We start from the raw sequence: 26,106 nt of genomic DNA, 5'->3' as shown, positions 1-26,106 counted from the left end.
TCCCATTTCGAAAAGAACATCATTCTGCTGAAAGAACGGAACGTTATTTCGTGATTCGCGTCTTCTAGCCAAGCGGGCCGCCGCGATGCGGCTCATCACCGAAACTCGTTCTATGCAGGTGAACCCTATGAAGCGTTCATGCGCTCTTGCTTTGTCCAGCACCACCCTCCTCCTCGTCCTGGCAACGCCGTCCGATGCCCAGAGCGTCGGAGCCGGCCGGCAATGCGTGCCGGCCGTTGCCGATGCCTCGCTGTACCGAAACCGCCGGCTCCATATCATACACGGTCAGGAAACCTGTCGCTGCGCCGTTCGACCTCAAGCGATGCGCCAGTTGGACCGCCCGGTGGATGGGGACCGGTCCGATGCCGTAACCGGATCCATCGGCAGCGGTCCTGCCGCTATTCCCGGCTCTGATCGCGGTGCTTCCGGCACGATTGGCAGCGGCACAAATGGTGCAGGCAACACGGGTGCTGCCGGAGCCGGCGCGAGCCCGGGCCGTGGCGGGGCTGTGGCAGACAGCGGCACTCCCGGCACGGCCAGCCCCGGCACTGGTCGTAGCAGTGGCAATGCGAGTGGGTCGGCTGGCTCGTCCGTCGGCGGCGGCGCAGGCGGGAACGCTGATGTCGGCGTCGGCAGCCACGGCAACGGTTCCTCGAATCCGGACCGCTCCAACAATGGCGGCGGGACCGATCACGACGGTCGCGCCGGACGTGACAATCGCGGAAACGGCGGCCACGGCAACAATGGCCACGGGAACGACGACGACGGCAACGACTCGTCCAATCCGGGCCGCTCCAACAACGGCGACGGCACCGATCAGGACGGCCCTGCCGGGAATGGCGGCGGCAATGGTGGACGTGGCAGTGGCGGCGGCAAGCGCTGACGCGGCGTGAGCCCCATGCGACAGGTCCTTGGCTGACGCCTTCAGCCAAGGACCTGGATGGTGCGATCACGCCTTCGTTTCAACGGGTCGGTTCAGAACAGCGCCTGAGCCCAAACTTGCGTATTCTATCCAATCAGGAGAACAAAGCCTGCGACCGCAACCGCAGCGCCGGCCAATCGGCTAACATGCATCTGACGGGCTGTGATCGTTGCGAACATCATGCCGGCTCCAAGCAGCAGGACGGTCGCCAGGGTGAAGCCGAGGCTGTAGAGCACGACGCTGGCCCCGGACGGGATCTCCATCCCGTGAGCATGGCCATGGAACACCGCAAAGGCGCCGACGAGGGCGGCCGCAGCCTGGACCGGCCATCGCCGCCCCCATGTGACGACGGCGCCCAGCACGACCACGGACAGGGCGATGCCGGATTCGACGGCTGGAACCGCGATGCCGATCAGGCCTAAGACTCCGCCCGCCAGCATCATGGCGACGAAGCTCGTCGGCAACGCCCACACGGCCTGTCCTCCGAGCAGGGCCGCGAAGAGGCCGACGCTCACCATGGCCAGCACATGGTCGATCCCGCCCAGCGGATGCGAGAATCCGGACAGGAAGCCCGATGCAGAAGCATGACCCGTGTGGGCCAAAGCCGGCATGGCTGCCGCGATGAACAGCGTGGCAAGAACCGAGCGTTTGAACATTTTGAAGATCCCCTATTAGGCCGCGGCCGACAGACCGCCGGCCCGCTCGATGAATGCCGCGATGGCGTCGACGCCTACGCCGTCGCGGATGTTGCTGAACACGTATGGACGCTGGCCGCGCATGCGCTTCGTGTCCTCCTCCATGATCGAAAGGTCTGCCCCGACATGGGGCGCCAAATCGATCTTATTGACCACCAGGAGATCCGAGCGCGTGATGCCGGGACCGCCTTTGCGCGGGATCTTCTCTCCCCCGGCGACGTCGATGACGTAGACCGTCAGATCAGCGAGCTCGGGCGAGAACGTGGCCGCCAGGTTGTCGCCGCCGGATTCCACCAGCACGATGTCGAGGGCCGGGAAGCGCTTGCGCATGGTGGCGATGGCGGCAAGGTTGATTGACGCATCCTCGCGGATCGCCGTATGTGGGCATCCTCCCGTCTCCACGCCCATGATGCGCTCCACCGGCAGTGCGCCGGCAACCGTCAGGAGCCGAGCATCCTCCTTGGTGTAGATGTCGTTGGTGATGGCGCAGATGTCATAGCGCTCGCGGAAGGTCTTGCAGAGCGCCTCCATCAGGGCCGTCTTGCCAGACCCGACCGGTCCGCCGATGCCGACCCGCAGGGGTCCCGTGTGAGAAGTCATGATCGAAACAACCTCGTATACTGGTTCTCATGATGGAAAGAGCCGAGATCGGCCCGGAAGGTCGAGCCGCCGATATCGTCGAGCGTGAGAGCCATGGCCTCTCTGGCAACCGTCTGCACCGTGTCGGCAAGAGCGGCGGACACGCGGATGCCTGCCGTCTGGCCGATGGGCGCCAGGCGGATGGCCGCCGACACGAGCGTCTGCACGAGCCCGAAGAGATAGGCGGGCGATGTGAGCGGCAGGGGAACGGCATGGGCCGCCGCCGCCATGCCGATGGCGACCGGAAAGGCGACATCGCCCTCGAGCGGCGTCAGCCGGGGCGAGGGCCATGCGGCGAGCGTCGCATCCAGGAAGCTGCGCCCCTGCTGGCTGGTCTCGAGATAGAGTTCGGCGGAGGGCGACAGGGCAAGCGCGAGTTCGTTGACGGTCTCGAGAGCGTCTCGATCATCCTGCTCGATGGCCCGGTAGGCATGGCTCAGGAGAATGGCGTCGTTGCGCCCCATGCCGAGCGTCAGGAGGTCGGTCAGCCAAGCCACGAGCGTCGCCTCGTCGGCAACGTCGCCGGCCTCCACAGCCCATTCGAGCGTGTGCGAATAAGCATAGGAGCCGACCGGATAAGAGGGCGACAGCCAGGCGAAGAGCGGCAGGATCGCTGCCTCCGATCCTTGAGCTCTTACTGTCACGGATACATCATCCATGGCCATTTCCGTGGTGATGTGAATGCCCGCCTTGCTCGTGGTGATGATAGGCACCGCGGACCGGTTGGAACGGCCGCTCGACGATCTCGACCCGGGCGCCCAGCCCGATCAGCATGTCGACCAGCACATGATCGTAGCCGATATAGATCGCCGTGCGGGTGATCTCCGCGGGCACGTGCCTGTTGCCGATATGCCAGGCGAGAGTCAGGAGGTCGAGCGGCTTCTCCGTGGTGATCTCAACAAGTTTCTCGGGCGCGGCCCGCACCTCGACGAGCCAGCCGCTCTCAAGCCGGATGGCGTCGCCGTCCTCCAGCACGTCGGCCCTGTCGAGGTCGAGCAGGAAGGCGGTTCCGCCCTCGGCATGGAGCATGATGCGACGGCGATGGCGGCCGCCATGATCGAGGGTGATGACGTCGACGATGCGGTCCTGCTCGACGGCCTCACGGCGAATGATGGATGTGGCGCGGATCATATCAGAACAGGAAGTATCGTTGAGCCATGGGAAGGATTGTTGCGGGTTCGCAGACGAGCAGCTCGCCATCGGCACGGACGTCGTAGGTTTCGGGATCGACCTCGATGACCGGGGTCGCATCGTTATGCACCATGTCTTTCTTGCCGATCCCGCCGCGGACGTTCTCGACCGCGACGAGCGGCTTCTGGACGCCGAGCTTTGCCGCAAGCCCGTTCTCCACCGCGGCCTTCGACACGAAGGTGAGCGACGTGGTGACGAGCGCCCGGCCGTAGGCGCCGAACATTGGCCGGTAATGCACCGGCTGCGGTGTCGGGATCGACGCATTGGGGTCGCCCATCAGAGCGGCCGCGATTGCGCCTCCTTTCAACACGAGATCGGGCTTCACGCCGAAGAAGGCCGGCGTCCAGACCACGAGATCGGCGAGCTTGCCGACCTCGACCGATCCGATGTGTCGGGACACGCCGTGGGCGATGGCCGGGTTGATCGTGTATTTCGCCACATAGCGCCGGGCGCGGAGGTTGTCGTTGCCGCCGCTCTCACCGGGAAGCGCGCCGCGCTGGACCTTCATCTTATGCGCGGTCTGCCATGTGCGGATGATGACCTCGCCGACGCGCCCCATGGCTTGGCTGTCGGACGACATCATCGACAGCGCGCCGATATCGTGCAGGATGTCCTCCGCGGCGATTGTTTCCTTGCGGATTCGGCTCTCCGCGAAGGCGAGATCCTCCGGGATTGATGGTGACAGGTGATGGCAGACCATGAGCATGTCGAGATGCTCGTCGATGGTGTTCACCGTATAGGGCCGCGTCGGGTTGGTGGAGGACGGCAGCACATTGGGCAGTCCAGCCACCTTGATGATGTCCGGTGCATGCCCGCCGCCCGCGCCCTCCGTGTGGAAGGCGTGGATTGTGCGGCCTTTGAAGGCCGCGATCGTGTCCTCGACGAAGCCGGATTCGTTGAGCGTGTCGGTGTGGATCATCACCTGCACGTCATAGGCATCGGCCACCGACAGGCAGCAGTCGATCGCCGCCGGTGTCGTGCCCCAGTCCTCATGGAGCTTGAGCGCACAGGCGCCGGCCTCGATCATCTCCTCCAGGGCGCCGGGCTTCGAGGCATTGCCCTTGCCCGTGAAGGCGAGGTTCATCGGAAAGGCATCGGCGGCCTCGATCATGCGGGCGATGTGCCACGGACCCGGCGTGCAGGTGGTGGCGAAGGTGCCGGTCGCCGGTCCCGTGCCGCCGCCGAGCATCGTGGTGATGCCCGACATCAGCGCCTCGTCGATCTGCTGTGGGCAGATGAAATGGATATGCGAGTCGAAGCCGCCGGCCGTGATGATCTTGCCTTCCCCCGCGATGATCTCCGTGCCCGGCCCGATAACGATGTCGACGTTGGGCTGCACATCCGGATTGCCGGCCTTGCCGATCGCGGCGATCCGCCCGCCCGCGATGGCGATATCGGCCTTCACGATGCCCCAATGGTCGAGGATCACCGCGTTGGTGATGACCGTGTCGACGGCGCCATGGGCGCGGGTCGCCTGCGACTGCCCCATCCCGTCGCGGATGACCTTGCCGCCGCCGAACTTCACCTCCTCGCCATAGGTGGTGAAGTCCTTCTCCACCTCGATCACCAGGGCTGTATCGGCCAGGCGAATGCGGTCGCCCACGGTGGGGCCGAACATGTCGGCGTAAGCCGAGCGTGGGAGCGAAGCAGGCTTTCTCGCGTTCGACATCAGAGCGCTCCCATCACGGCCTGTCGGAACCCGTGGACCTCGCGCCTGCCGGAAAGCGGAACGAGCACCACTTCGCGGGTGGATCCGGGCTCGAAGCGCACAGCCGTGCCAGGCACGATGTCGAGCCGCATGCCGCGCGCCTTCTCGCGATCGAACGATAAGGCGGGGTTCGTCTCGAAGAAATGATAATGGCTGCCGACCTGGATCGGACGGTCGCCGGTATTCGCCACGGTGACGACGGTACGCTCGGCGCCCTCGTTGAAGACGATTTCGCCCTGCTGCGCGGTCACCTCGCCGGGCACGTCCTTCGAGGCTGCGCCGCGGATCGGGTGATGCACGGTCACGAGCTTGGTGCCATCGGGAAAGGTCGCCTCCACCTGCACGTCGTGAATCATCTCGGCGACGCCCTCCATGACCTGGTCGACCGTGATCACATGTGCGCCGGCCTCCATCAGCTCAGCGACGGAGCGCCCGTCCCGCGCGCCCTCCACGACCGCGTCGGTGATGAGCGCGATGGCTTCCGGATGATTGAGCTTGACGCCGCGTTCCAGCCGGCGGCGGGCCACCATGGCAGCCATGGCGATCAGGAGCTTGTCTTTTTCGCGAGGAGTGAGTTGCATGGTTTGACCCTAGCTGAGCCAGACGCGCGGCATAGGCGCACCGCGGAAGGCGAGCAGAAACGGAACAGCGGCCTTGCGCAGCGACTCGATGGTCATGGCGCAGAAGCGGACGGCGAGAAGCCCGTTCCAGGCCCCCGCCGCAGACTCGCAGCCGCCGCTAGAGGACAAATGGTTGCGCACCTCGTCGAGCCGCGCCTCGGCGTCCGGCGCCACATGGACCATGGTGGCGAAGGCACGGGCGCCCTTTCCGACACTGGGTTTCCGGAGACGATCGGCGATCGGCCCATCGAGGCGCAGCGTGTCGGCATAGACGAGGCGTCCTGCCCGCCTGATGCGCCAGCGATCCTCGAAGAGGCCGTCCGTGATGTGCTCGGCGCGCGCTTCGCGCCCGAACACGACAGCCTCGAACACGGTCAGCCGCGCATCCTCGGGCATGTCGGCCGTGAGGCTGCGGCGTAGGCGCGCCCTGTCGAACAGAATGGTTTCCTGCGGAAGCCAATCGAGCCGCGCGCCGGCCTCGACCGTGAGATCGACCGACAGCTCCGCGATTGGCCCGTCCGAGCGGTAGACCTTCTCGGCGGCCGGTGTCGCAACGGTGACGGCGGCGCCTGTGCGCGCCTCGACCGCGACGGAGAAGCGATCGCCGCACGCGATGCCTCCGGCCGTGTTGACGAGAACGGCATCGAGCCCTCGTCCCTCGCCCTTCGGAAGCCTGATCCGCATGGATCCGCTCTCCTCGATCCGCATGGGCCGCGTACGGCCGCCCAGGCCGGTCGCGCTGAACGCGACACGACCGACGGCACGCTGACGCTCTTGAGAGACCGGCGGGGAATTACCATCAAATGGCCAAGCGCTGACGTACATCGTCTCCCTCGAGCGCCGAGCGGTCGCCATCCTGCACGATCTCGCCGCGCTCCATCACCACGAACCGGTCGGCCAGGTCGCGCGCGAAGTCGAAATATTGCTCGACCAGGAGGATGGCCATATCCTTCCGTTCGCGCAAGTAGGCGATCGCCCGGCCGATATCCTTGATGATCGACGGCTGGATCCCTTCCGTCGGCTCGTCGAGCACGAGCAGGCGCGGACGGGTGACGAGCGCCCGACCGATGGCGAGCTGCTGCTGCTGCCCGCCGGACAGGTCGCCGCCCCGGCGGCCCAGCATCGACTTCAGCACCGGGAACAGCTCGAAGACCTCCTCGGGGATCGTTTTCTCGCCACGCTTCAATGGGGCAAAGCCCGTCTCGAGGTTTTCCTTGACCGTGAGGAGCGGAAAGATCTCCCGGCCCTGTGGCACGTAGGCGATGCCGAGCGCCGCCCGCTCGAACGGCTTCAGGCGTGCGATGTCCCGGCCGTCGAACCGGATGCTGCCGCCCGCGATCGACCGGTGGCCGGCGATGGCGCGCAGGAGCGACGTCTTGCCGACGCCATTCCGGCCGAGCACACAGGTGACCTCGCCCACGGAGGCGGCGACGGATACGCCGCGCAGCGCCTGCGCGGCGCCGTAGTAGAGGGATAGATTCTCGACAGACAGCATCGTCATCGCCCCAGATAGACCTCGACCACTCGCTCGTTGGCGCTTACCGCGTCGAGCGATCCCTCGGCGAGCACCGAGCCCTCGTGCAGGCACGTGACCTTCACGCCGAGGTCGCGCACAAAGGTCATGTCGTGCTCCACCACGATAACCGCCTGCGTCGTGGCAATGTCGCGCAGGAGATCGGCCGTGTCGGCGGTCTCCTGATCCGTCATTCCCGCAGCAGGCTCGTCGATCAGGAGGAGCTTGGGCTGCTGCGCCAGCAGCATGCCGATCTCGAGCCATTGCTTCTGGCCATGCGATAATTCCCCTGCCTTGCGATGGCGGTGGCCCGTCAATCGCACGCGTTCCAGCAGCGCGTTGATCCGCTCGCGCTCGCGGGCCGTGCGCCGCGACAGGAGGGTTGCGAAGGGAGAGCGGTTCTCTTTGAGGGCGAGCAGGATGTTGTCCTCGACGGTGTGCATCTCAAAGACGGTCGGGGTCTGGAACTTGCGGCCGATCCCGAGTTCCGCGATGGCGGCCTCATCAAGTGCCGTCAGGTCGTGGGAGCCGTCGAACAGCGCCGTGCCCTCGTTGGGGCGGGTCTTGCCGGTGATCACGTCCATCATCGTGGTCTTGCCGGCGCCGTTCGGCCCGATGATGGCACGCATCTCCGAATGGTCGACGGCAAGCGACAGCGCATTCAGGGCGCGGAAACCGTCGAAGGAGACGGAGACGTTGTCGAGGTAGAGGAGGGTCGGAGTGACGGGTGCGCTCATGGGTTACTCCGCCGCCTGCGAGACCGGCTCGGACAGGGGCCTCGGCTTCAGCCGCTGTTCGGCGTGGGCATAAAGATCCTTGGCCGCGCCGAGAATGCCGCGCGGCATCAGGAGCGTGACGAAGACGAAGAGGCTGCCGAGCGCAAACAGCCAGAACTCCGGCAGCATGCCGGTGAACCAAGTCTTGCCCGCATTGACCAGGAGGGCGCCGAGGATCGGGCCGGCGAGCGTGCCGCGGCCGCCCACCGCCACCCAGATCACCACCTCGATGGAGTTCGCCGGCGCGAATTCGCTCGGGTTGATGATGCCGACCTGCGGCACGTAGAGCGCGCCCGCGACGCCCGCCAGCATGGCCGAGAGGGTGAAGACGGCGATCTTGTAGTGCTCGACCCGGTAGCCGAGGAAGCGGGTCCGGCTCTCCGCGTCGCGCACCGCCACGAGAACTTTGCCGAACTTGGAGTTCACCACCCACCGGCAGATGAGGTAACCGGCGGCGAGCGCCGCGACCGAGAGCACGAACAGGACGATGCGTGTGGACGCAGCCTGGATCGGGAAGCCGAGGATGTCCTTGAAATCGGTCAGTCCGTTGTTGCCGCCGAAGCCCATGTCGTTTCGAAAGAACGAGAGCATCAGGGCGAAGGTCATCGCCTGCGTGATGATGGACAGATACACGCCCGTCACCCGCGAGCGGAAGGCGAACCAGCCGAACACGAAGGCGAGGATGCCCGGCACGAGGAGCACCATGAGGGCCGCGAACGGGAACCAATCGAAGCCCTGCCAGAACCAGGGGAGTTCCTTCCAGTTCAGGAACACCATGAAATCAGGCAGGACCGAATCGGCATAGACGCCCCGCGGGCCGATCTGGCGCATCAGATACATCCCCATGGCATAGCCGCCGAGGGCGAAGAACGCGCCGTGGCCCAGCGAGAGGATCCCGCAGAAGCCCCAGATCAGATCGACCGAGAGGGCGAGCAGCGCGAAGCACACGTACTTGCCGAGCAGCGGCACGAGGTGATCCGACAGGTGGAGCGGGGATCCCGGCACCACCGCGCCGTTCAGGACGGGAACCAGCACGGCGGCCGCCGCGAGCAGGAGGAGGACGATGATGCTCTGACGATCGAGCACGGATTGCGTTGTCATGCTTCGACCGCCCTGCCTTTCAGCGCGAAGAGCCCGCGCGGACGCCTCTGGATGAACAGAATGATCGCGACGAGCAGCACGATCTTGCCGAGCACCGCGCCCGCATAGGGCTCGAGCAGCTTGTTGGCGATGCCGAGCGTCATGGCGCCGACCAGCGTGCCCCAGAGATTGCCGACGCCGCCGAACACGACCACCATGAAGCTGTCGATGATGTAGCCCTGACCCAAATTGGGGCTCACGTTGTCGATCTGCGAGAGCGCCACGCCGGCGATGCCGGCGACGCCAGATCCAAGGCCGAAGGCGAGCGCGTCGATGCGGTTCGTCCGGATCCCCATGGAGCCCGCCATGCGCCGGTTCTGCGTGACGGCACGGACATAGAGCCCGAGCGACGTGTAGCGCAGGACGAGCAGCAGGGTGGCGAAGACTGCGAAGGAGAAGACCACGATGGCGATGCGGTTGTAGGTGAGGCTCAGCCCCCCGATCTCCAGTGCGCCGCTCATCCAGGCGGGGGTTCCGACCTCGCGGTTCGTCGGGCCGAAGATCGTGCGCACGCCCTGCTGCAGGATGAGCGAGATGCCCCATGTTGCGAGCAGCGTTTCGAGCGCCCGACCGTAGAGGAAGCGGATCACCGTGCGCTCGATGAGGATGCCGATCAGGCCAGCCACGAGGAAGGCGAGCGGCAGCGCGATGAAGAGCGATACGCCGAACAGGCCGGGCGCGTGGGTGCGGATCGTCTCCTGGACCAGGAAGGTCGTGTAGGCGCCGATCATGACCATTTCGCCATGGGCCATGTTGATGACGCCCATGGTTCCGAAGGTGATGGCCAAGCCGATGGCTGCGAGCAGCAGGACGGACCCGAGGGAGATGCCGTACCAGACGTTCTGCGCGGCGTTCCAGACCGCCAGCCGCGAGCGGATCCCCTCGGCCGCCTTGGTGGCGGTGTCCGACACATCCGCAGGTGTTCCCTGAGGCAGGGACGAGAGAAGCGCCAGCGCATCCTGATCGCCGCGGGCGCGCAGGGTGTCGATGGCTGCGAGCATCTCGGACGACGAGGCATCTGGCTTGGCCAGGAGGACGGCCGCGCGAGCGCTCTCGAGAGCTCCCTTTACGGCCGCGTCGCTCTCCTGCGCGATGGCGGTTTCGAGGGTCGGCAGTGCTGCCCCATCACGCGAGCGGAACACCGCGCGGGCGGCATCGAGGCGTATTCCGGCATCGGGGCTGAGCAGAGTCATGCTGCCGAACGCCGCTTCGACAGCGCGCCGGACGCGGTTGTTGACGCGCACGGGCTTGGCGCCTGCGGGAGATTCGATCGACCGTCCGGTCGCCGCTTCCGCGAATTGGCCGGCCGAGTTGCGAATGTACACCTGCCCGGCGGCAACCATCAGGCGGCCATCGCGCAAGGCTTCGACGAGGTTCAGCGCCTGCGGGTGACCGCTCCCCGCAACGGCGCCGATCGCGGCCTCCGTATCGGAATAGCTGTCCGCCGCGAACTTGGGCAACGCGTCTTCATAGGGTCCCGCCACGACGGCGGACGCCATTCCGATCAGCAGAACGAAGGCCTGCAGAAGGCAGCGCAAGCGGGTCATGCAATCTTCTTCAAAAGGAGGACAAGGTGAGGACGGCCGCGACGGCCGCCCCCATTTTCGTCAGGCGGTCAGGCGCCGCACTTCTTCGTGACCGTGTTGTAGTTGCCGCACTTGAGATCCTTCCAGTCGGCAATCAGGTCCTTCGAACCGTCGAGATACTTGGACCAGGCGTCGCCCGGCACGAGCGCGTCGGTCTGAGAGACGGTCTCGAACTGCCCGTCTTCCTTGATCTCGCCGATCAGAACCGGCTTGGTGATGTGGTGGTTCGGGAGCATCTTGGACGTGCCGCCCGTGAGGTTCGGGACCTCGACGCCGACGATCGCGTCGATCACCTTGTCCGGATCGGTGCTGCCCGCCTTCTCCACCGCCTTCACCCACATGTTAAAGCCGATCACGTGCGCTTCCATGGGATCGTTGGTGACGCGCTTATCGTTCTTGGTGAAGGCCTTCCACTTCTCGATGAAGGCCTTGTTGTCCGGCGTATCGACCGACTGGAAGTAGTTCCAGGCCGCGAGGTGGCCGACGAGCGGCTTCGTGTCGATGCCGGCGAGTTCCTCCTCGCCGACCGAGAAGGCCACGACCGGAATGTCCGTCGCCTTCACGCCCTGGTTCGCCAGCTCCTTGTAGAATGGCACGTTGGCGTCGCCGTTGATGGTGGAGACCACGGCGGTCTTCTTGCCGGCCGAGCCGAACTTCTTGATGTCCGCCACGATGGTCTGCCAGTCCGAATGGCCGAACGGCGTGTAGTTGATCATGATGTCCTCGGCCTTCACGCCCTTGGACTTCAGGTAGGCCTCGAGGATCTTGTTGGTCGTGCGCGGATAGACGTAGTCGGTTCCGGCGAGAACCCAGCGCTCGACCTTCTCTTCCTTGGCCAGGTAATCGACGGCGGGGATCGCCTGCTGGTTCGGCGCAGCGCCCGTGTAGAACACGTTGCGCTCACTCTCCTCGCCCTCGTACTGCACCGGGTAGAAGAGGATGCTGTTCAATTCCTTGAACACCGGCAGCACGGACTTGCGCGACACGGATGTCCAGCAACCGAACACGGCCGAGACCTTGTTCTGGCTGATCAATTCGCGCGCCTTTTCGGCGAAGAGCGGCCAGTTGGAGGCCGGATCAACCACCACCGCCTCGAGCTTCTTGCCGAGCAGACCACCCTTCTTGTTCTGCTCCTCGATGAGCATCAGCATGACGTCCTTCAGGGTCGTCTCGCTGATCGCCATCGTGCCGGACAGAGAATGCAGAACACCGACCTTGATGGTCTCCTGCGCCTGCGCTGTTCCTATCACGGCGCCGGAAACCAGCGCGGCAGAGGCCAGCGCCATGAGGTGTCTGCGGGTCACATTCAACATCGACATAGGTCCTCTCCCTTGGCTGCCCTGTTTCAGGTGCAGCAGCGGGACCTAACGCAAGAACCATGCCAGCAGCGATCTTCTCTAATCGCGCAGAGTGCCGGAGCCGCGGGACGAACGGGGCTGGAAACGCGAACGCGCGTGCTTTGCCCGAAAAAGCGTCAAAGGCTTAAGAATAAGGCTGCAACATCATGACAACGATGATCGTCGGATGGTCGTGCTGCACGAAAAATGGGCCGACGCGCGTTCAGCCCATTCTCTCAACGATCAATGTGCAGCAAGGGTCACGCGAGCGCCGCCTGACGTGCCCGTTCGTAGACTTCCTGATACCGCGATGCGGAGCGATCCCACCCGTGCGGCCGCTTCATCGCGGCACGGCGCATGGCGGTCAGGCGCGGGCGCGAGCGGAACGCTTCGAGCCCGCGCTTGATGGCGTCCTTAAAGCGGTTCAGCGAGGGCTCGCCGAAGAGGAAGCCGTTGACACCGTCCTCGATGGTATCGGCGAGACCGCCGGTCTTGTGTGCAATCGGCAGAGAACCGAAGCGCTGCGCATACATCTGGCTGAGACCGCAGGGCTCGAAACGCGACGGCATGAGCAGGAAGTCGCTGCCCGCATACATGCGCCGCGCGTCTCCCTCATCATAGCCGATCTTCACGCCCACGGAGCCCGGGTGACGGCTTGCAAGCGCCTGAAGCTCGGCCTCGAAGCGCGGCTCGCCCTGACCAATGACGGCGATCTGGCCGCCCTGCGACACGATAGTCTCGGCCGCCGAGATGGCAAGATCAACCCCCTTCTGGTGGACCAGACGGGAGACGACTGCAAAGAGCGGCCCGCTCGACAGGGCGAGGCCAAAATTCTCGCGTACGTTATTGGCATTGGCCCGCTTGCCTCGGCAATTCTCGGCCGAGAAGGGGCTGACGAGATATGGGTCTGTGCTCGGATCCCAGCTCGCGTCGATGCCGTTGATGATGCCGTCCAGCCTTCCCTGCTCCGCACAGGTCCGCAAAAGCCCGTCGAGGCCGCAGCCGAATTCCGGCCGGGTGATCTCATGAGCATAGGTGGAGCTGACCGTCGTGATGTGAGATGAATAATAGATGCCCGCCTTCAGGAAGGAGAGCTTGCCGTAGAACTCGACGCCGTTGATCTGGAACGCGGCATCGGGAATGCCGAGATGCGACAATCGATTGCGGTCGAAGATGCCCTGATAGGCAAGGTTGTGAATAGTCAGGATCGTCGGGATGTGCTGCCCGCGCCAGGCGAGATATGCCGATGCGAGACCGGACGGCCAATCGTTGAGGTGGAGAAGGTCGGCGCGCCACAGATGGTCGCCGTTGCCGCAGGCGATGTCGGCGGCCGCGAGGCCGAGCCTCGCGAAGCGGATGTCGTTGTCGCTCCAGTCCGCGCCGAAGCTGTCGACGTAAGGCGATCCGTCACGATCGTAGAGCTCCGGGCAGAGCAGAACGTATACGGTCAAGCCGTCCTGCGTCGTGCCGCGCCCCAGGCCGCAGGCGGGAATTCCGAAAGAGGCCGGCAACCGCGCGATTTCCTCGACGTGGCCGATCTGCGACAGAACCTGACGATAGCCTGGGATCAGGATGCGCACGTCGTAATGGTGACGGAGCGCGCGCGGCAAGGCGGCCGACACTTCGCCGAGGCCGCCGGCTTTGATGTAATCGGCAAGCTCGGACGTCACAAAGAGAATAGACTGACGGCGTGTGACCGAAATCGACGGCTGGACGCCGCCCTGCAACTCGGCATGCGCCACCGTCGGGTAAGCCCCACGGGCTTCCAGTTGAAATGATTCCGGCATGTTCACTCAGGCGGCGCGATCCCCAGCGACCCCCCGCGCCACAGGCAGTCGCGCTGTCTAACTCTCGCACCTGCGAAAAGGTTCCGAAAAAATTTCGCGAAATTTCTGACTAGCTCAATCGGACGGATTTCCCATTCGCATACTGCATAGCTTGCGTGGCCCGGAGGCGAGCTTGGCCGTTTTTTATCGGCCCTTGGAACATTGCCTTTTCATGCTCGTTCGCAAGTGCTTTCCTCGATGTTTTCCGGAGATCAGATGCGGCGTGTTCACTCCATGCCCTTTGGGGCTGAGATAACCCCCGATGGCGTTCGCTTTGCCCTGTGGGCGCCAACGGCCGGCGATGTGCGTCTTGTTCTCGACGGGTCCGAGTTGCCGCTGAGTGCGGATCAGGACGGCTGGTACCGTGTCGTGTCGGCGAACGCTCACCCCGGGAGCCGCTACGGCTACAGGATCGAGGGCAACCTCACCGTTCCGGACCCCGCTTCCCGTTTCCAGCCCGACGACGTCCATGGGCTCAGCCTCGTCGTCGATCCTCAATCCTACGAATGGTCGGACACGGCATGGACGGGACGACCCTGGGAGGAAACCGTTCTCTATGAAGTCCATGTGGGCACGGCCACGCCCGAGGGCACCTATACGGGCCTGATGACCAAGCTCGAGGTTCTGCGCGACCTCGGCGTCACGGCGGTCGAGCTCATGCCGATCGGCGAGTTCCCGGGCCGGCGCAATTGGGGCTATGACGGCGTCCTGCCTTACGCACCGGATGCGGCCTATGGCAGCCCGGAGGATCTCAAGCGTCTCGTGGAGCGGGCGCACGAGCTCGGCCTGATGGTATTCCTCGACGTGGTCTACAACCACTTCGGCCCCTCGGGAAACTATCTCCACGCCTATGCGAAGACCTTCTTCACCGAACGGCATCCGACTCCCTGGGGCGCCGGCATCAACGTGGACGGAGAAGGCAGCTCCGTGGTGCGCGACTTCTTCTTCCACAACGCGCTCTACTGGCTGGAGGAATTCCACATCGACGGCCTGCGTTTTGATGCGGTCCACGCCATCACCGACGATGGGAATCCCCACTTCATCGAAGAGCTGGCAAACCGCATCCGCGAGGCGATCCCCGGCCGCCATGTCCATCTCGTTCTCGAGAACGAAGCCAACCAGGCACGCTGGCTCAACCGCGACGACAACCACAAGCCGAGGCTTCACACGGCGCAGTGGGCGGACGACATCCACAATTCCTGGCACGCCCTCCTGACCGGCGAGAACGAGGGCTATTACGAGGATTATGCGAACAGGCCGCTCCAGCATCTCGGCCGTGCGCTAGCGGAAGGCTTCGCCTATCAGGGCGATCCCTCGCCGCACAAGGACGGCATTGTTCGTGGCGAGAAATCGGGCCATCTGCCGCCGAGCGCCTTCGTGGCGTTCCTGCAGAACCACGACCAGGTCGGCAACCGCGCCTTCGGCGAGCGCCTGGCGCACCTCATCCCGCCGGAGCGGCTCGCCCTCGCTCAAGGCATTTTCCTGCTCTCGCCGCAGATCCCGTTGCTGTTCATGGGCGAGGAATGGGGTGCCTCGACGCCTTTCCAGTTCTTCGTCGACTTTGAAAGCGAGCCCGACCTGGCCAGGGCCGTCCGGGACGGGCGGCGGGGCGAGTTCAAGCGCTTCAAGGCCTTCACGGATCCGGAAATGTCGCAGAGGATCCCCGATCCGACGGACCGGGCAACCTTCGAGCGGTCGCGGATCGACTGGTCGGAGGCAGACCGGTCCCCGCACCGGGAGGTTCTCGCGCAGACCCGTCATCTGCTCGATCTGAGGCGGACCGAGATCGTTCCGCTGCTCAAGGGCGGTTACGGCGGCTCGGACTACACGCTGTCGCCGGACAGGACCCTCGACGTGACCTGGACCTTCGCCGGTGGATCTCTTCGCCTTCTCGCGAATTTCGGCGACGCTCCCGCGAACGGGGCCATCGAGAACGGGACCCGCGTGCTCTGGTCCAGTCCGGGTCTCGACCCGGGCGGCACGAACCTGCAACTTCCCCCCTGGTCCGGCATCATCATGAAAGGACAATCGGCATGAGCAAGCTGGACGCTCTCGTGGAGCGCATGGCCGCCCTTGTCGGTATCTCCCCAGACTACACCGACGCGTTCGGCCAGAGCGTCGAGACCAGCCCGTCGACCCGGCGGACGCTGCTGGCGGCTCTTGGCCTCGACATTGCATCCGAGGCGGGCGCACAGGAGAGCCTGGCCCGGCTGGAGCGTTTGAGGCATGGGCCGGTCCCGGCCGTCATCACGGTCGATGCGGACAGGGCCTCGACCCTCACCTTCCGCGCCGCGCCCGGTCCCATGTCCTGGATCCTGATCGAGGAGGATGGAGCGGTCCATGAAGGACGCCTTGCGAGGAACGACAACGCCCTCGACCTTCCCACCCTGCCGATGGGCTATCATCGGTTCCGGCTCGGCGACCAGGAGACGACGATCATCGCGGCCCCGTCCCGATGCTTCGAGCCCGAGGCCCTCCAAGGAGAGACCCGGCTCTGGGGCGCGGCCGCCCAGATCTATTCTCTGCGCTCCGAGCGGGACTTCGGCATCGGCGACTATGCCGACGTGGCGCTTCTGGCCCAGAATGTCGGCCGCCTCGGCGGCGCTTTCCTCGGCTTGAGCCCCGTTCACGCGCTCTTCGCCTCGGATCGCTCCAAGATATCGCCCTATTCACCGTCCTCGCGCCTCTTCCTCGAATCTCTCTATCTCGACCCGACCGCCGTGGAGGGCTTCGTCGAGAGCGGCGCCCAGGAGCTCCTCGAAAGTCCAGACCTGCAGGAGCGGCTCGCCCAGCTCAGACGCGCTCAGCTGATCGATTATGCCGAGGTCTGGGCGGTCAAGCGTCCGCTGCTCGAGGCCCTGTGGGCGCATCATCGGACGTCAGGCGACCATTCCGCCTTTGAGGCCTTCCGGCGTACGGGCGGCGAGGCACTGGAGGCGCACGCCACCTTTGAGGCGCTGTCCGAACATTTCCAGAGTCAAGGGCGGTTCTGGATCGGCGACTGGCCGGAGGAGTACCGCTCGGTTCATTCCGTGGCAGTCCGGCGCTTCCGCCTGGACCACCCGGATCGGGTGGCGTTCCATGCCTGGCTGCAATGGCTTGCCGACCTCCAGCTCGCGCAGGCGGCCGAGCGGGCCCGGGGGGCGGGCCTGCCCATCGGCCTTTACCGGGATCTCGCCGTGGGAGCCGATGGTAGCGGATCCGAGATCTGGGCGGCGCCGGAGCGTTACGCCCCGAAACTCTCCATAGGGGCGCCGCCGGATCCGCTCGGCCCGCAGGGCCAGGACTGGGGTCTGCCGCCCTTCAACCCGCTTACCCTGGAGGAGCAGGGGCTGGCCGCCTTCCGCGATCTCGTCGCGGCCAATATGCGCCATGCGGGCGCGATCCGGATCGACCACGCGTTCCAGCTGCAGCGGCTGTTCCTCATCCCGTCGGGAGCCCCCGCGTCCCAGGGCGCCTATGTGGATTACCCGTTCGAGGCGATGCTCGCGGTTCTGCGCGTGGAGAGCCACCGCGCCCAATGCCTGGTGATCGCCGAGGATCTGGGTACGGCCCCGGAAGGCTTCTCCGACGCCATCATGGAATCGGGCGTCCTCAGCTACCGGGTGCTGCCCTTCGAACGGGAGGGAGCGGCCTTCAAGACACCGGGTGACTATCCCCGCTCGGCGCTGGCCGTCCTGACCACCCACGACCTGCCGACTTTCGCCGGCTGGTGGCGGGGCCTCGATATCGACCTGCGCCAGACGCTGGGCATCTTCGAGCCCGCGCGGGCGGCCGACGAGCGCCTCGGACGGGCAGCCGACAAGCGCCACCTGACCGAGGCTCTTGCAGGGGAAGGCCTTCTCCCCTGCCGGCAGATTCCGGAGATGCCGCCCCTCGAGGAAACGGTCCGCTATCTCGGCCGCACGTCGTCCGTCCTCACGGCTCTGCAGATCGAGGACGCTTCGGGCGAGCTGAATCAGCCCAATATGCCGGGCATGGATATGGGCCACCCAAACTGGCGCCGGCGCCTGTCGAACACGATCGAGGCCATCGGTGCGCCCGGCAGCCTGATGCCTAGGCTCGCCGTCGCATTGGCCGAGGAAGGACGGGACGTCCGCGCCCGCCGGAACGCTCTCGCTTCGCCCCCGCCGAGAGCGACCTACCGGCTGCAGTTCCACAAGGACTTCACCTTCGACGATGCGGTGAAGATCGTGCCCTATCTGGCGAAGCTCGGCATCAGCCACGTCTATTCGTCGCCGATCCAGACGGCGGCCCCAGGATCAACCCACGGATATGACATCGTCGACCATTCGACGATCAATCCGGAACTCGGCGGCGAGGCCGGCTTCCGCCGCCTCTCGAACGCCCTGAAGGAGCACGGTCTCAAGCTCCTCCTCGACATCGTGCCCAACCACATGGGCGTGGGCGGGAAGGACAACGGCTGGTGGCTCTCGGTGCTGGAATGGGGCCAACTCTCCCCGGTCGCTCAAGCCTTCGACATCGACTGGGAGCGGCCCGGCGCCGACGGCAAGCTCGTTGTCCCGTCCCTGGGCGGGCTCTACGGCGAAGTCCTGGAGGAGGGCGAGCTCCAGCTGAAATTCGACGCGGCGGAGGGCTCCTTGAGCGTCTGGCACTGGGAGCACAGGTTTCCGATCCGCCCGACCACATACCCGGTCGTGCTCGACCGTGCGCTTGCCATCCTCGATGATCCAGCAGAAGCCATAGAGTTGCGTCGCATCACCGAGCGCCTGAGGGCGCTGGAGAATCCCACATCACGCGGTGGCCAAGACGACCTACCGGACGAGGGGGAACAGCTGAAGCGCGACCTTGCGCAGGCAGTCGGCGCCTCCCCTCGACTGAAGAAGGCCATCGAGAGCGCCGTCGCAGCCGTCAACGGCGTCCCTGGACAGCCTGAGAGCTTCAACACCCTGCATCGACTCCTCGAAGCACAGGCCTATCGCCTCTCCTACTGGCGGGTGGCATCGAGCGACATCAACTACCGCCGCTTCTTCGACATTAACACCCTGGCGGGCATTCGGGTCGAGATCCCGGAGATCTTCGACAAGACGCACGAGCTCATCGTCCGTCTCGTGAATGAGGGCCTCGTCCACGGTCTGCGAATCGACCATATCGACGGCCTCGCCGATCCGGAGGGCTATACCCGCGCCCTCCAGCAGAAGGTGGGACCGGGCTTCTACGTGGCGGTCGAGAAGATCTTGGAGCCCGGCGAGGAGCTGCGTCGCTGGCCGGTCGCCGGAACGTCCGGCTACGACGTGCTCAACGTGATCGACGGCGTCCTGGTGAATGCGGAGGCCGGCGAACGGTTCGAGCACATCTATCGTCAAGCCTCGGGACTTCAGGGCTCCTATGACGAACTGCTGAAAGTCGCGAAGGTCGAGATCACCGAGAAGAACTTCGCTAGCGAGTTGGAGGCTCTGGTCTCAGACATCAAGGCGATCGCCGATGCCGACCGGCGCACGCGGGACTATACGGCCTTCTCCCTCCGCCGCGCTCTGATCGAGATCATTGCCGCTTTCCCAGTCTACCGCAGCTATCTCGGCGACGCGGAGCCTGAGGTCGCGGATATGGAGTTGATCGGCGAGACCGTCCGGGCCGCTCAGCGATCAAGCACCCTGGCCGATCGAAGCGTCCACGCCTTCGTCGCCTCCGCGCTGCTCGGCGAGGCGGCAGCGGACCCGGCCGACATCCACCGGTTCCGGCAGCGGTTCCAGCAGCTGACTGGTCCCGTCATGGCCAAGAGCTTGGAAGACACCTTGTTCTACCGCTATGGACGCTTGATCGCCCTCAACGAAGTCGGCGGGGACCCAGGCCATTTCGGCCTGTCCCCCGACGCCTTCCATCAGGCGAATGCGGACCGCGCCCGAAATTGGCCACATGCGATGATCGCCACTGCGACACATGACACCAAAAGGGGCGAGGATGCGCGGGCGCGCCTTCTCGCCCTGTCGGAAATGCCAGAGGAATGGGAGCAGGCGCTCGAACTCTGGCGCGAGGTTGCCGCCCCTCATCTGTCGCAGATGGATGGTGTAGCCGCGCCCGACGCCAACGACCAGGTGATCCTGCTCCAGGCCCTGCTCGGCGCTTGGCCCCAGGAGCTTGTGGAAAGGCTCGACGGCCAGCAGCTTGCCGCGTTTCACGAGCGTGTGAATGAATACCTCACCAAAGCTCTCCGGGAGGCCAAGCGGCATACGAGTTGGGTGGCCCCGAACGAAGCCTATGAAGACGCGGCCCGCAAGCTTCTGCAGGTCGCCCTCGATCCCGCTACTCCCATCCTGGGTCGCTTTCAGCCTCTCGCCCGACGCCTTGCCCTACTCGGCATGCTGAACGGTCTGTCGCGGACCGTCCTGAAGATGACGCTGCCGGGCGTACCCGACATCTATCAGGGCACCGAGTTCTGGGACCTCTCCCTCGTCGATCCGGACAACCGCCGCCCGGTGGACTACGAAGCCCGCATGGCGGCGCTCGCCTCGAACGAGCCCTTGGCAACGCTCCTGAAAACCTGGCCGGACGGGCGGATCAAGCAGCATGTCCTGATGAGACTGCTTCACGATCGTGCCGAATCTCCCACACTCTATGCCGAGGGCAGCTACCAGCCACTGTCGGTCGAGGGCGAACAGACGTCTCGCCTGATCGCCTTCGGAAGGCAGCACGGCGAGACGGCTCTGGCCGCTGTCGTGCCTCGCCTTTGGGGTCGGCTGATGCCCCGAGACAGCCAGGTCGTCGATCCCTCCGCCTGGGGCGGCACCACCGTTACCTTGCCCCACGGACGCTGGCGCAACATCCTCACAGGAGACGATATTGTGATCGACGGTGATCGGCAGCAGATCGCGTCGCTCATGTCTCCCCTTCCCTTGGTCGTCCTAAAGCGTGAGTGAGGCGGACGGCGCACCGCATTAACAAAGTTTGCCGCAACATCCATGAGAGGACCCAGATGGTTCTGGTCCGAGCCTGGGCCTGCTCCATAATGAGATCTCTCAACGGATTGCATGGGCCTATGCCGCTCGTCGGCGCCCACGGGACAGCATATGAAGGGGAACAGCCGAATGGATCAGCACCGCCGTGGATCGCAGAGCGCTCCGACGCGCCCGGTCGAGCCGCCATCGGTTGCCGAGATCGTCAATTCGGGCGATCCATTCTCGGTTCTCGGTCCGCACGAGGTTTCTCCGGGCCGGTGGGAGATCCGTGCCATCGTGCCGGATGTCGAGGTCGTGTCGGTTGTGGACCGGGACGGACAGACGGTTCTCGGCACCATGGAGCGGATGCCGCCGGATGGTCTCCTCGTTGCCTCCTTCAGCGCCACCGACCGGCCCGACTACCGGCTGCGGATCGAGAGGCAGGGCAACACCGAGATCCGACACGATCCCTACAGCTTCGGAACCTTCCTGTCGCATGACGACCTCGTACGGATCGGCGATCCGACAAGCGATGCCGTCTACACGAAGCTCGGCGCTCATTTTCTCGACCTCGGTGGCATCCACGGCTTCCTCTTCACCGTCTGGGCGCCCAATGCCCGCCGGGTCAGCGTCGTAGGTGATTTCAACGCTTGGGATGGGCGCTGCCACCTCATGCGCCGCCGCCATGAGGGTGGAATCTGGGAATTGTTCATTCCGGACGTGCGGCCGGATCAGCGCTACAAGTTCGAGATCATCGGACTGCACGGCAACCTTCTCGCCCTCAAGGCCGATCCCATCGCGTTTGCCGCGGAGCACCCGCCTGCTACGGCCTCCATTCTCAGACGAACACCAGCATTCGACTGGCAGGACAGCGCGTGGATGACCTCGCGGTCCGCGCAGAATCATCGCAAGGCCGCGATGTCGATCTACGAGTGTCATCTCGGCTCCTGGGCCCGCGTTCCCGAGGAAGGCAATCGCTATCTCACCTATCGCGAATTGGCCGTGCGGCTGATCCCATACGTGAAGAACCTCGGCTTCACGCATATCGAGCTTCTGCCGATCACCGAGTATCCGTTCGACGGCTCATGGGGCTATCAGACCATTTCACTGTATGCTCCCACGAGCCGCTTCGGCACGCCGGAGGACTTCGCGGCGTTCGTCGAGGCGGCGCACGCAGCCGGAATTGGGGTCATCCTCGACTGGGTGCCGGCGCATTTCCCGAACGATCCGCATGGATTGTCCTATTTCGACGGGACGCATCTCTACGAGCATGCCGATCCCCGACTGGGATTTCACCAGGATTGGGGCACCTACATCTACAATTTCGAACGCCGCGAGGTGATGAGCTTCCTCGTGGCCAACGCCCGCTTCTGGCTGGAGCGCTACCATCTCGACGGGTTGCGGGTCGATGCGGTCGCGTCGATGCTCTACCTCGATTATTCGCGCAAGCCCGGGGAGTGGATCCCGAACCGCTATGGCGGCAACGAGAATCTCGGCGCCATCGACTTCATCCGCAAGATGAACGAGGTTGCCTACGCCACCTCGCCGGGCGCGATCACCATCGCGGAGGAGTCCACTGCCTGGCCGGGCGTCTCGCAGCCGACCTACACGGGAGGCCTCGGCTTTGGATTCAAATGGAACATGGGCTGGATGCACGACACCCTTCGCTACATCAGCAAGGATCCTGTCTTCCGGCAATACCATCATCATGACCTCACCTTCGGCCTGCTCTACGCCTTCTCGGAGAACTTCATCCTGCCGCTGAGCCACGATGAAGTCGTCCATGGCAAGGGCTCGCTCATCAGCAAGATGCCGGGCGATCGCTGGCAGAAATTTGCCAATCTTCGAGCCTATTTCGGCTTCATGTGGGGGCATCCCGGCAAGAAGCTTCTGTTCATGGGAGGCGAGTTCGCCCAGGAGCGGGAGTGGAACCACGACGAGAGCCTCGACTGGCATCTCCTGGGTGACTCCTACCACAAGGGCATGCAGACGCTCATTGGGGACCTGAACCGCGCCTATCGTGCCATTCCCGCCTTGCATGAACGCGATTGCGACGCGAAGGGATTCGAGTGGCTCGTGGCCGATGACCGCGACAACAGCGTCATCGCGTGGGCGCGCCGGGGCGACGACGAGAGGTCGCTTGCCATCGTCGTGTCCAACTTCACGCCCGTTCCCCGGGAAGGTTATCGCATCGGTGTTCCGCTGCCGGGCTCCTATCGGGAAGCGGTCAACACGGATGCCGCCCAGTATGGCGGCGGCAACGTGGGCAATCTCGGCGGGGTCGTGGCCGCGGGCACGCCGAGCCATGGCCAGCCCTGCTCTCTGACCCTCACGATTCCGCCCCTCGCGACGGTCATTCTCGTCCTCGACCAGGATGGATCGGGCGCGAACATATAGTCCCGCTTGCGTGGGACTTCCCCAAGCTTCGTGCGTTGACGAAGTGAACGTTTTGCTCCGCTTGGTTCCCGAGATTCCAGATGAACGACAAAGTCGATACCCGTGAGCTCCCGGCTGCTCAGATCGTCGCTCCGAACGTGAGGCGTACTTCCCGCGTGCGGGAGGGACTACCCTACCCGCTCGGGGCGACTTGGGACGGATTGGGCGTCAACTTCGCCATCTTCTCCGCCAATGCCACGAAGGTCGAACTCTGCCTGTTCGACCTGGAGGGGCGCAACGAGCTCGAGCGGATCGAGCTGCCGGAATATACGGACGAGGTCTGGCATGGATACCTGCCGGATGCGCGACCGGGGACGACCTATGGCTATCGGGTTTACGGCCCCTACGATCCGAAGGAGGGTCACCGCTTCAACCCGAACAAACTCCTGCTCGATCCCTACGCCCGGCAGCTCGTCGGCGATCTGGTCTGGAACCCGGCCCTGTTCGGCTACACCATCGGCTCGCCGGATGCCGATCTGTCGTTCGACAAACGGGACAGCGCGCGCTTCATGCCGAAATGTCGCGTCGTGGAATCGGCCTTCACATGGGGACGCATGCGCCGGCCTCAGACTCCGTGGGAACGCACGATCATCTACGAGACTCATCTGCGCGGCTTCACCATGCAGCACCCGGCCGTGCCTCGAGAGCTGCGCGGCACCTTCTCGGGCCTCATGCAGCACGAGGTGATCGAATACATCAGGAATCTCGGGGTCACGGCCGTCGAGCTCCTTCCCATCCACGCTTTCGTTGATGACAGCTATCTCATCGAGAAGGGATTGCGGAACTACTGGGGCTACAATTCCATCGGCTTCTTCGCCCCGCAGCCACGCTACCTCGCCACTCCTTTCGTGAACGAGGTGAAGGAGATGGTGAGCCATCTCCACGATGCCGGCATCGAGGTCATCCTGGATGTGGTCTACAACCATACGGCCGAGGGCAACGAGCTGGGGCCGACCCTGTCCTTCAAGGGGATCGACAACGCATCCTATTACCGGCTGGCCCCGGACAAGCGCTATTACATCAATGACACCGGCACCGGGAACACTGTCAATCTCAGCCATTCGCGCGTGCTCCAGATGGTTACGGACAGCCTTCGCTACTGGGCCCAGGAGGTGCAGATCGATGGCTTCCGCTTCGATCTTGCGACCATTCTCGGCCGCGAGCCGCACGGATTCGACGAGGATGGACGCTTCCTGGACGCCTGCCGCCAGGATCCGGCGCTCAGCCAGGTCAAACTGATCGCGGAACCCTGGGATTGTGGGCCGGGCGGCTATCAGGTCGGCCGCTTCTCGCCCGGATGGGCCGAATGGAACGATCGCTATCGCGATACGGTGCGGGCCTACTGGAAGGGGGAGGAAGGCAAGCTGCCGGAACTGGCCTCCCGCCTCACCGCATCGGCCGACATCTTCAACAAGCGCGGGCGCCGGCCGTGGGCCTCCGTCAATTTCATCACCGCCCATGACGGTTTCACGCTGAACGATCTCGTCTCCTATAACGACAAGCACAACGAGGCGAACGGCGAGGACAACAAGGACGGTCACGATCACAACCTGTCCTTCAACTACGGCGCGGAGGGTCCCACGGACGACCCGAAGATCCGCACGCTTCGGCTACGCCAGATGCGCAACATGCTCGCCACCCTGCTCTTCTCGCAGGGAACGCCCCTGCTGCTCGCCGGCGACGAGTTCGCCCGGACTCAGCATGGCAACAACAACGCCTATGCCCAAGACAACGAGATTTCCTGGATCGACTGGGAGGGAATCGACGATGACGGCATCGAGCTTCTCGAGTTCACCCGCAAACTCATCCAGCTTCGCCAGGATCTGCCGATCCTGCGTAGGGGACGGTTCCTGTCCGGCGTCTACAACGAGGAGCTCGACGTCAAGGACGTGACCTGGCTCACGCCTGCCGGAGACGAGATGACGCCTGACCATTGGCAGGATCCGAACGCCCGCTGCATCAGCATCCTGCTCGATGGCCGCGCCCAGCCGACCGGCATCCGTCGGCGCGGCACGGACGTGACCCTGCTGCTGATCCTCAACGCGCACCATGACGTGGTGAAGTGCACCCTGCCCGAGGTGGTCGGCGGGGAAGCCTGGATGTGCCACATCGATACCAATCAGCCCGACCTGGAGGTGCCGACCGAGTTCAGGTTCGGGAAGGAATATACCGTGACGGCTCATTCCCTGCTTCTCTTCCAACTCAAGCCGGAAAGGCAGCGCAGGGCGGAGAAGAAGAAAAGCGCCTGAACGGAGCATCGAGGGCGCAGCGGGCCGCCTCCGAGTTCACTGACGCGGGAGAGCGCGGGCGGACCTTTCGCGCCCACGCGCTGTGCCGGATCGCTTAGGTGACTTGACCAGGATGGGCAGCGCTGTCCATCGTAAGCCGCTTCCTTGGATCTGGAGGAGACGCAGCATGGACCGTTTCACCGGCGGTTGCCTGTGCGGCAACGTCCGCATCGTGGCCTCAGGGCGACCCTATCGTGTCGGCCTCTGCCATTGTCTCGACTGCCGCAAGCATCATGGGGCCCTCTTCCACGCTTCGGCGATATTCCCTCAGGAAGTGGTGACGATCTGCGGCGAGACGGGGGACTATGCCGGCCGGCATTTCTGTCCCCGTTGCGGCTCGTCCGTGTTCGCGCGCAGCGCAGACGAGATCGAAGTGAACCTGGGATCCCTGGATGCTCCCGACCAACTGATGCCAACCTACGAACTCTGGACCATCCGCCGCGAGTCCTGGCTGCCGCTGTTCCCGCTCAGGAAACGATACGACCGCAACCGCGACGGCACGAGCCGATTTGAGGAATAGGTCGCACTCACGT

At 64.7% G+C, this 26,106-nt stretch carries 19 protein-coding genes; 6 read left to right on the top strand and 13 right to left on the bottom strand.

Annotated elements, in window-relative coordinates:
* The first annotated feature begins 322 nt into the window (after positions 1-322).
* Positions 323-883: a hypothetical protein gene (locus KBI52_RS27335; protein WP_210812348.1), complete on the top strand. Its 561-nt coding sequence runs from the start codon at positions 323-325 to the stop codon at positions 881-883.
* 125 nt (positions 884-1,008) lie between these two features.
* Here the strand turns inward: KBI52_RS27335 and KBI52_RS27330 are convergent, their stop codons facing one another.
* The 13 genes from KBI52_RS27330 to glgA form a co-directional block, all read right to left on the bottom strand.
* Positions 1,009-1,578, bottom strand: a complete 570-nt coding sequence (locus KBI52_RS27330; RefSeq protein ID WP_173949572.1) for a HupE/UreJ family protein — start codon at positions 1,576-1,578, stop codon at positions 1,009-1,011.
* 15 nt (positions 1,579-1,593) lie between these two features.
* On the bottom strand, positions 1,594-2,220 hold the full coding sequence (ureG, locus tag KBI52_RS27325; RefSeq protein ID WP_173949617.1) for an urease accessory protein UreG: 627 nt from the start codon (positions 2,218-2,220) through the stop codon (positions 1,594-1,596).
* On the bottom strand, positions 2,214-2,915 hold the full coding sequence (locus KBI52_RS27320) for an urease accessory protein UreF (RefSeq protein ID WP_247654681.1): 702 nt from the start codon (positions 2,913-2,915) through the stop codon (positions 2,214-2,216). The genes ureG and KBI52_RS27320 overlap by 7 nt, the downstream gene beginning before the upstream one ends.
* Positions 2,908-3,387, bottom strand: a complete 480-nt coding sequence (locus KBI52_RS27315; RefSeq protein WP_173949574.1) for an urease accessory protein UreE — start codon at positions 3,385-3,387, stop codon at positions 2,908-2,910. The genes KBI52_RS27320 and KBI52_RS27315 overlap by 8 nt, the downstream gene beginning before the upstream one ends.
* 1 nt (position 3,388) lies before the next feature.
* Positions 3,389-5,116: an urease subunit alpha gene (gene ureC, locus KBI52_RS27310; protein WP_173949575.1), complete on the bottom strand. Its 1,728-nt coding sequence runs from the start codon at positions 5,114-5,116 to the stop codon at positions 3,389-3,391.
* Positions 5,116-5,736: an urease subunit gamma gene (locus KBI52_RS27305; protein ID WP_173949576.1), complete on the bottom strand. Its 621-nt coding sequence runs from the start codon at positions 5,734-5,736 to the stop codon at positions 5,116-5,118. Before KBI52_RS27305 ends, ureC begins: the two co-directional genes overlap by 1 nt.
* Before the next feature lie 9 nt (positions 5,737-5,745).
* On the bottom strand, positions 5,746-6,459 hold the full coding sequence (locus KBI52_RS27300; protein ID WP_315974845.1) for an urease accessory protein UreD: 714 nt from the start codon (positions 6,457-6,459) through the stop codon (positions 5,746-5,748).
* Between the two features lie 115 nt (positions 6,460-6,574).
* A complete protein-coding gene (urtE, locus tag KBI52_RS27295) occupies positions 6,575-7,270 on the bottom strand; it encodes an urea ABC transporter ATP-binding subunit UrtE (RefSeq protein WP_210812347.1) in 696 nt (231 codons plus the stop codon).
* Between the two features lie 2 nt (positions 7,271-7,272).
* Positions 7,273-8,025 (bottom strand): urea ABC transporter ATP-binding protein UrtD, encoded by a 753-nt coding sequence (urtD, locus tag KBI52_RS27290; protein ID WP_173949579.1) that lies wholly within the window; start codon positions 8,023-8,025, stop codon positions 7,273-7,275.
* 3 nt (positions 8,026-8,028) lie between these two features.
* Positions 8,029-9,165, bottom strand: coding sequence for an urea ABC transporter permease subunit UrtC (gene urtC / locus KBI52_RS27285; RefSeq protein WP_210812346.1), 1,137 nt, complete (start codon positions 9,163-9,165; stop codon positions 8,029-8,031).
* Complete coding sequence (gene urtB / locus KBI52_RS27280) at positions 9,162-10,751, bottom strand: urea ABC transporter permease subunit UrtB (RefSeq protein WP_210812345.1); 1,590 nt, start codon at positions 10,749-10,751, stop codon at positions 9,162-9,164. The genes urtC and urtB overlap by 4 nt, the downstream gene beginning before the upstream one ends.
* Before the next feature lie 68 nt (positions 10,752-10,819).
* Positions 10,820-12,076 carry an urea ABC transporter substrate-binding protein gene (urtA, locus tag KBI52_RS27275; RefSeq protein ID WP_210812379.1) on the bottom strand — a complete coding sequence of 419 codons (1,257 nt, stop codon included), beginning with the start codon at positions 12,074-12,076 and terminating at the stop codon, positions 10,820-10,822.
* A 311-nt stretch (positions 12,077-12,387) separates the two neighbouring features.
* Positions 12,388-13,914 carry a glycogen synthase GlgA gene (gene glgA / locus KBI52_RS27270; RefSeq protein WP_210812344.1) on the bottom strand — a complete coding sequence of 509 codons (1,527 nt, stop codon included), beginning with the start codon at positions 13,912-13,914 and terminating at the stop codon, positions 12,388-12,390.
* 255 nt (positions 13,915-14,169) lie between these two features.
* Here glgA and treZ point away from each other — a divergent pair, with 255 nt between their 5' ends.
* The 5 genes from treZ (at position 14,170) to KBI52_RS27245 (ending at position 26,093) form a co-directional block, all read left to right on the top strand.
* Positions 14,170-15,990, top strand: a complete 1,821-nt coding sequence (gene treZ, locus KBI52_RS27265; RefSeq protein ID WP_210812343.1) for a malto-oligosyltrehalose trehalohydrolase — start codon at positions 14,170-14,172, stop codon at positions 15,988-15,990.
* Positions 15,987-20,831, top strand: coding sequence for a malto-oligosyltrehalose synthase (locus KBI52_RS27260; RefSeq protein ID WP_210812342.1), 4,845 nt, complete (start codon positions 15,987-15,989; stop codon positions 20,829-20,831). Before treZ ends, KBI52_RS27260 begins: the two co-directional genes overlap by 4 nt.
* Positions 20,832-20,999: 168 nt before the next feature.
* The gene (gene glgB, locus KBI52_RS27255; RefSeq protein ID WP_173949585.1) at positions 21,000-23,246 is read left to right on the top strand and encodes a 1,4-alpha-glucan branching protein GlgB; all 2,247 of its coding nucleotides are present in this window, start codon (positions 21,000-21,002) and stop codon (positions 23,244-23,246) included.
* A gap of 80 nt (positions 23,247-23,326) precedes the next feature.
* Positions 23,327-25,534, top strand: a complete 2,208-nt coding sequence (gene glgX, locus KBI52_RS27250) for a glycogen debranching protein GlgX (protein ID WP_173949586.1) — start codon at positions 23,327-23,329, stop codon at positions 25,532-25,534.
* 166 nt (positions 25,535-25,700) lie between these two features.
* Entirely contained in the window at positions 25,701-26,093 is a 393-nt protein-coding gene (locus KBI52_RS27245; RefSeq protein WP_210812341.1) for a GFA family protein, read from the top strand.
* The last annotated feature ends 13 nt before the right edge of the window (positions 26,094-26,106 follow it).

The organism is Microvirga sp. HBU67558, from assembly GCF_018069605.1.
Lineage (GTDB): Bacteria > Pseudomonadota > Alphaproteobacteria > Rhizobiales > Beijerinckiaceae > Microvirga > Microvirga terrae.
This window is presented reverse-complemented; position numbering and strand designations above follow the sequence as displayed.

Excerpts from the sequence above, each read along its gene's own strand:
- urtE (WP_210812347.1), bottom strand. The coding sequence starts at position 7,270 with ATGCTGTCTGTCGAGAATCTATCCCTCTACTACGGCGCCGCGCAGGCG.
- treZ (WP_210812343.1), top strand. The coding sequence starts at position 14,170 with ATGCGGCGTGTTCACTCCATGCCCTTTGGGGCTGAGATAACCCCCGAT.
- KBI52_RS27330 (WP_173949572.1), bottom strand. The coding sequence starts at position 1,578 with ATGTTCAAACGCTCGGTTCTTGCCACGCTGTTCATCGCGGCAGCCATG.
- KBI52_RS27260 (WP_210812342.1), top strand. The coding sequence starts at position 15,987 with ATGAGCAAGCTGGACGCTCTCGTGGAGCGCATGGCCGCCCTTGTCGGT.
- urtD (WP_173949579.1), bottom strand. The coding sequence starts at position 8,025 with ATGAGCGCACCCGTCACTCCGACCCTCCTCTACCTCGACAACGTCTCC.
- urtA (WP_210812379.1), bottom strand. The coding sequence starts at position 12,076 with ATGGCGCTGGCCTCTGCCGCGCTGGTTTCCGGCGCCGTGATAGGAACA.
- glgX (WP_173949586.1), top strand. The coding sequence starts at position 23,327 with ATGAACGACAAAGTCGATACCCGTGAGCTCCCGGCTGCTCAGATCGTC.
- KBI52_RS27305 (WP_173949576.1), bottom strand. The coding sequence starts at position 5,736 with ATGCAACTCACTCCTCGCGAAAAAGACAAGCTCCTGATCGCCATGGCT.
- urtC (WP_210812346.1), bottom strand. The coding sequence starts at position 9,165 with ATGACAACGCAATCCGTGCTCGATCGTCAGAGCATCATCGTCCTCCTC.
- KBI52_RS27320 (WP_247654681.1), bottom strand. The coding sequence starts at position 2,915 with ATGGATGATGTATCCGTGACAGTAAGAGCTCAAGGATCGGAGGCAGCG.
- ureC (WP_173949575.1), bottom strand. The coding sequence starts at position 5,116 with ATGTCGAACGCGAGAAAGCCTGCTTCGCTCCCACGCTCGGCTTACGCC.
- glgA (WP_210812344.1), bottom strand. The coding sequence starts at position 13,914 with ATGCCGGAATCATTTCAACTGGAAGCCCGTGGGGCTTACCCGACGGTG.
- urtB (WP_210812345.1), bottom strand. The coding sequence starts at position 10,751 with ATGACCCGCTTGCGCTGCCTTCTGCAGGCCTTCGTTCTGCTGATCGGA.
- KBI52_RS27315 (WP_173949574.1), bottom strand. The coding sequence starts at position 3,387 with ATGATCCGCGCCACATCCATCATTCGCCGTGAGGCCGTCGAGCAGGAC.
- KBI52_RS27335 (WP_210812348.1), top strand. The coding sequence starts at position 323 with ATGCGCCAGTTGGACCGCCCGGTGGATGGGGACCGGTCCGATGCCGTA.
- KBI52_RS27300 (WP_315974845.1), bottom strand. The coding sequence starts at position 6,459 with ATGCGGATCAGGCTTCCGAAGGGCGAGGGACGAGGGCTCGATGCCGTT.
- glgB (WP_173949585.1), top strand. The coding sequence starts at position 21,000 with ATGGATCAGCACCGCCGTGGATCGCAGAGCGCTCCGACGCGCCCGGTC.
- KBI52_RS27245 (WP_210812341.1), top strand. The coding sequence starts at position 25,701 with ATGGACCGTTTCACCGGCGGTTGCCTGTGCGGCAACGTCCGCATCGTG.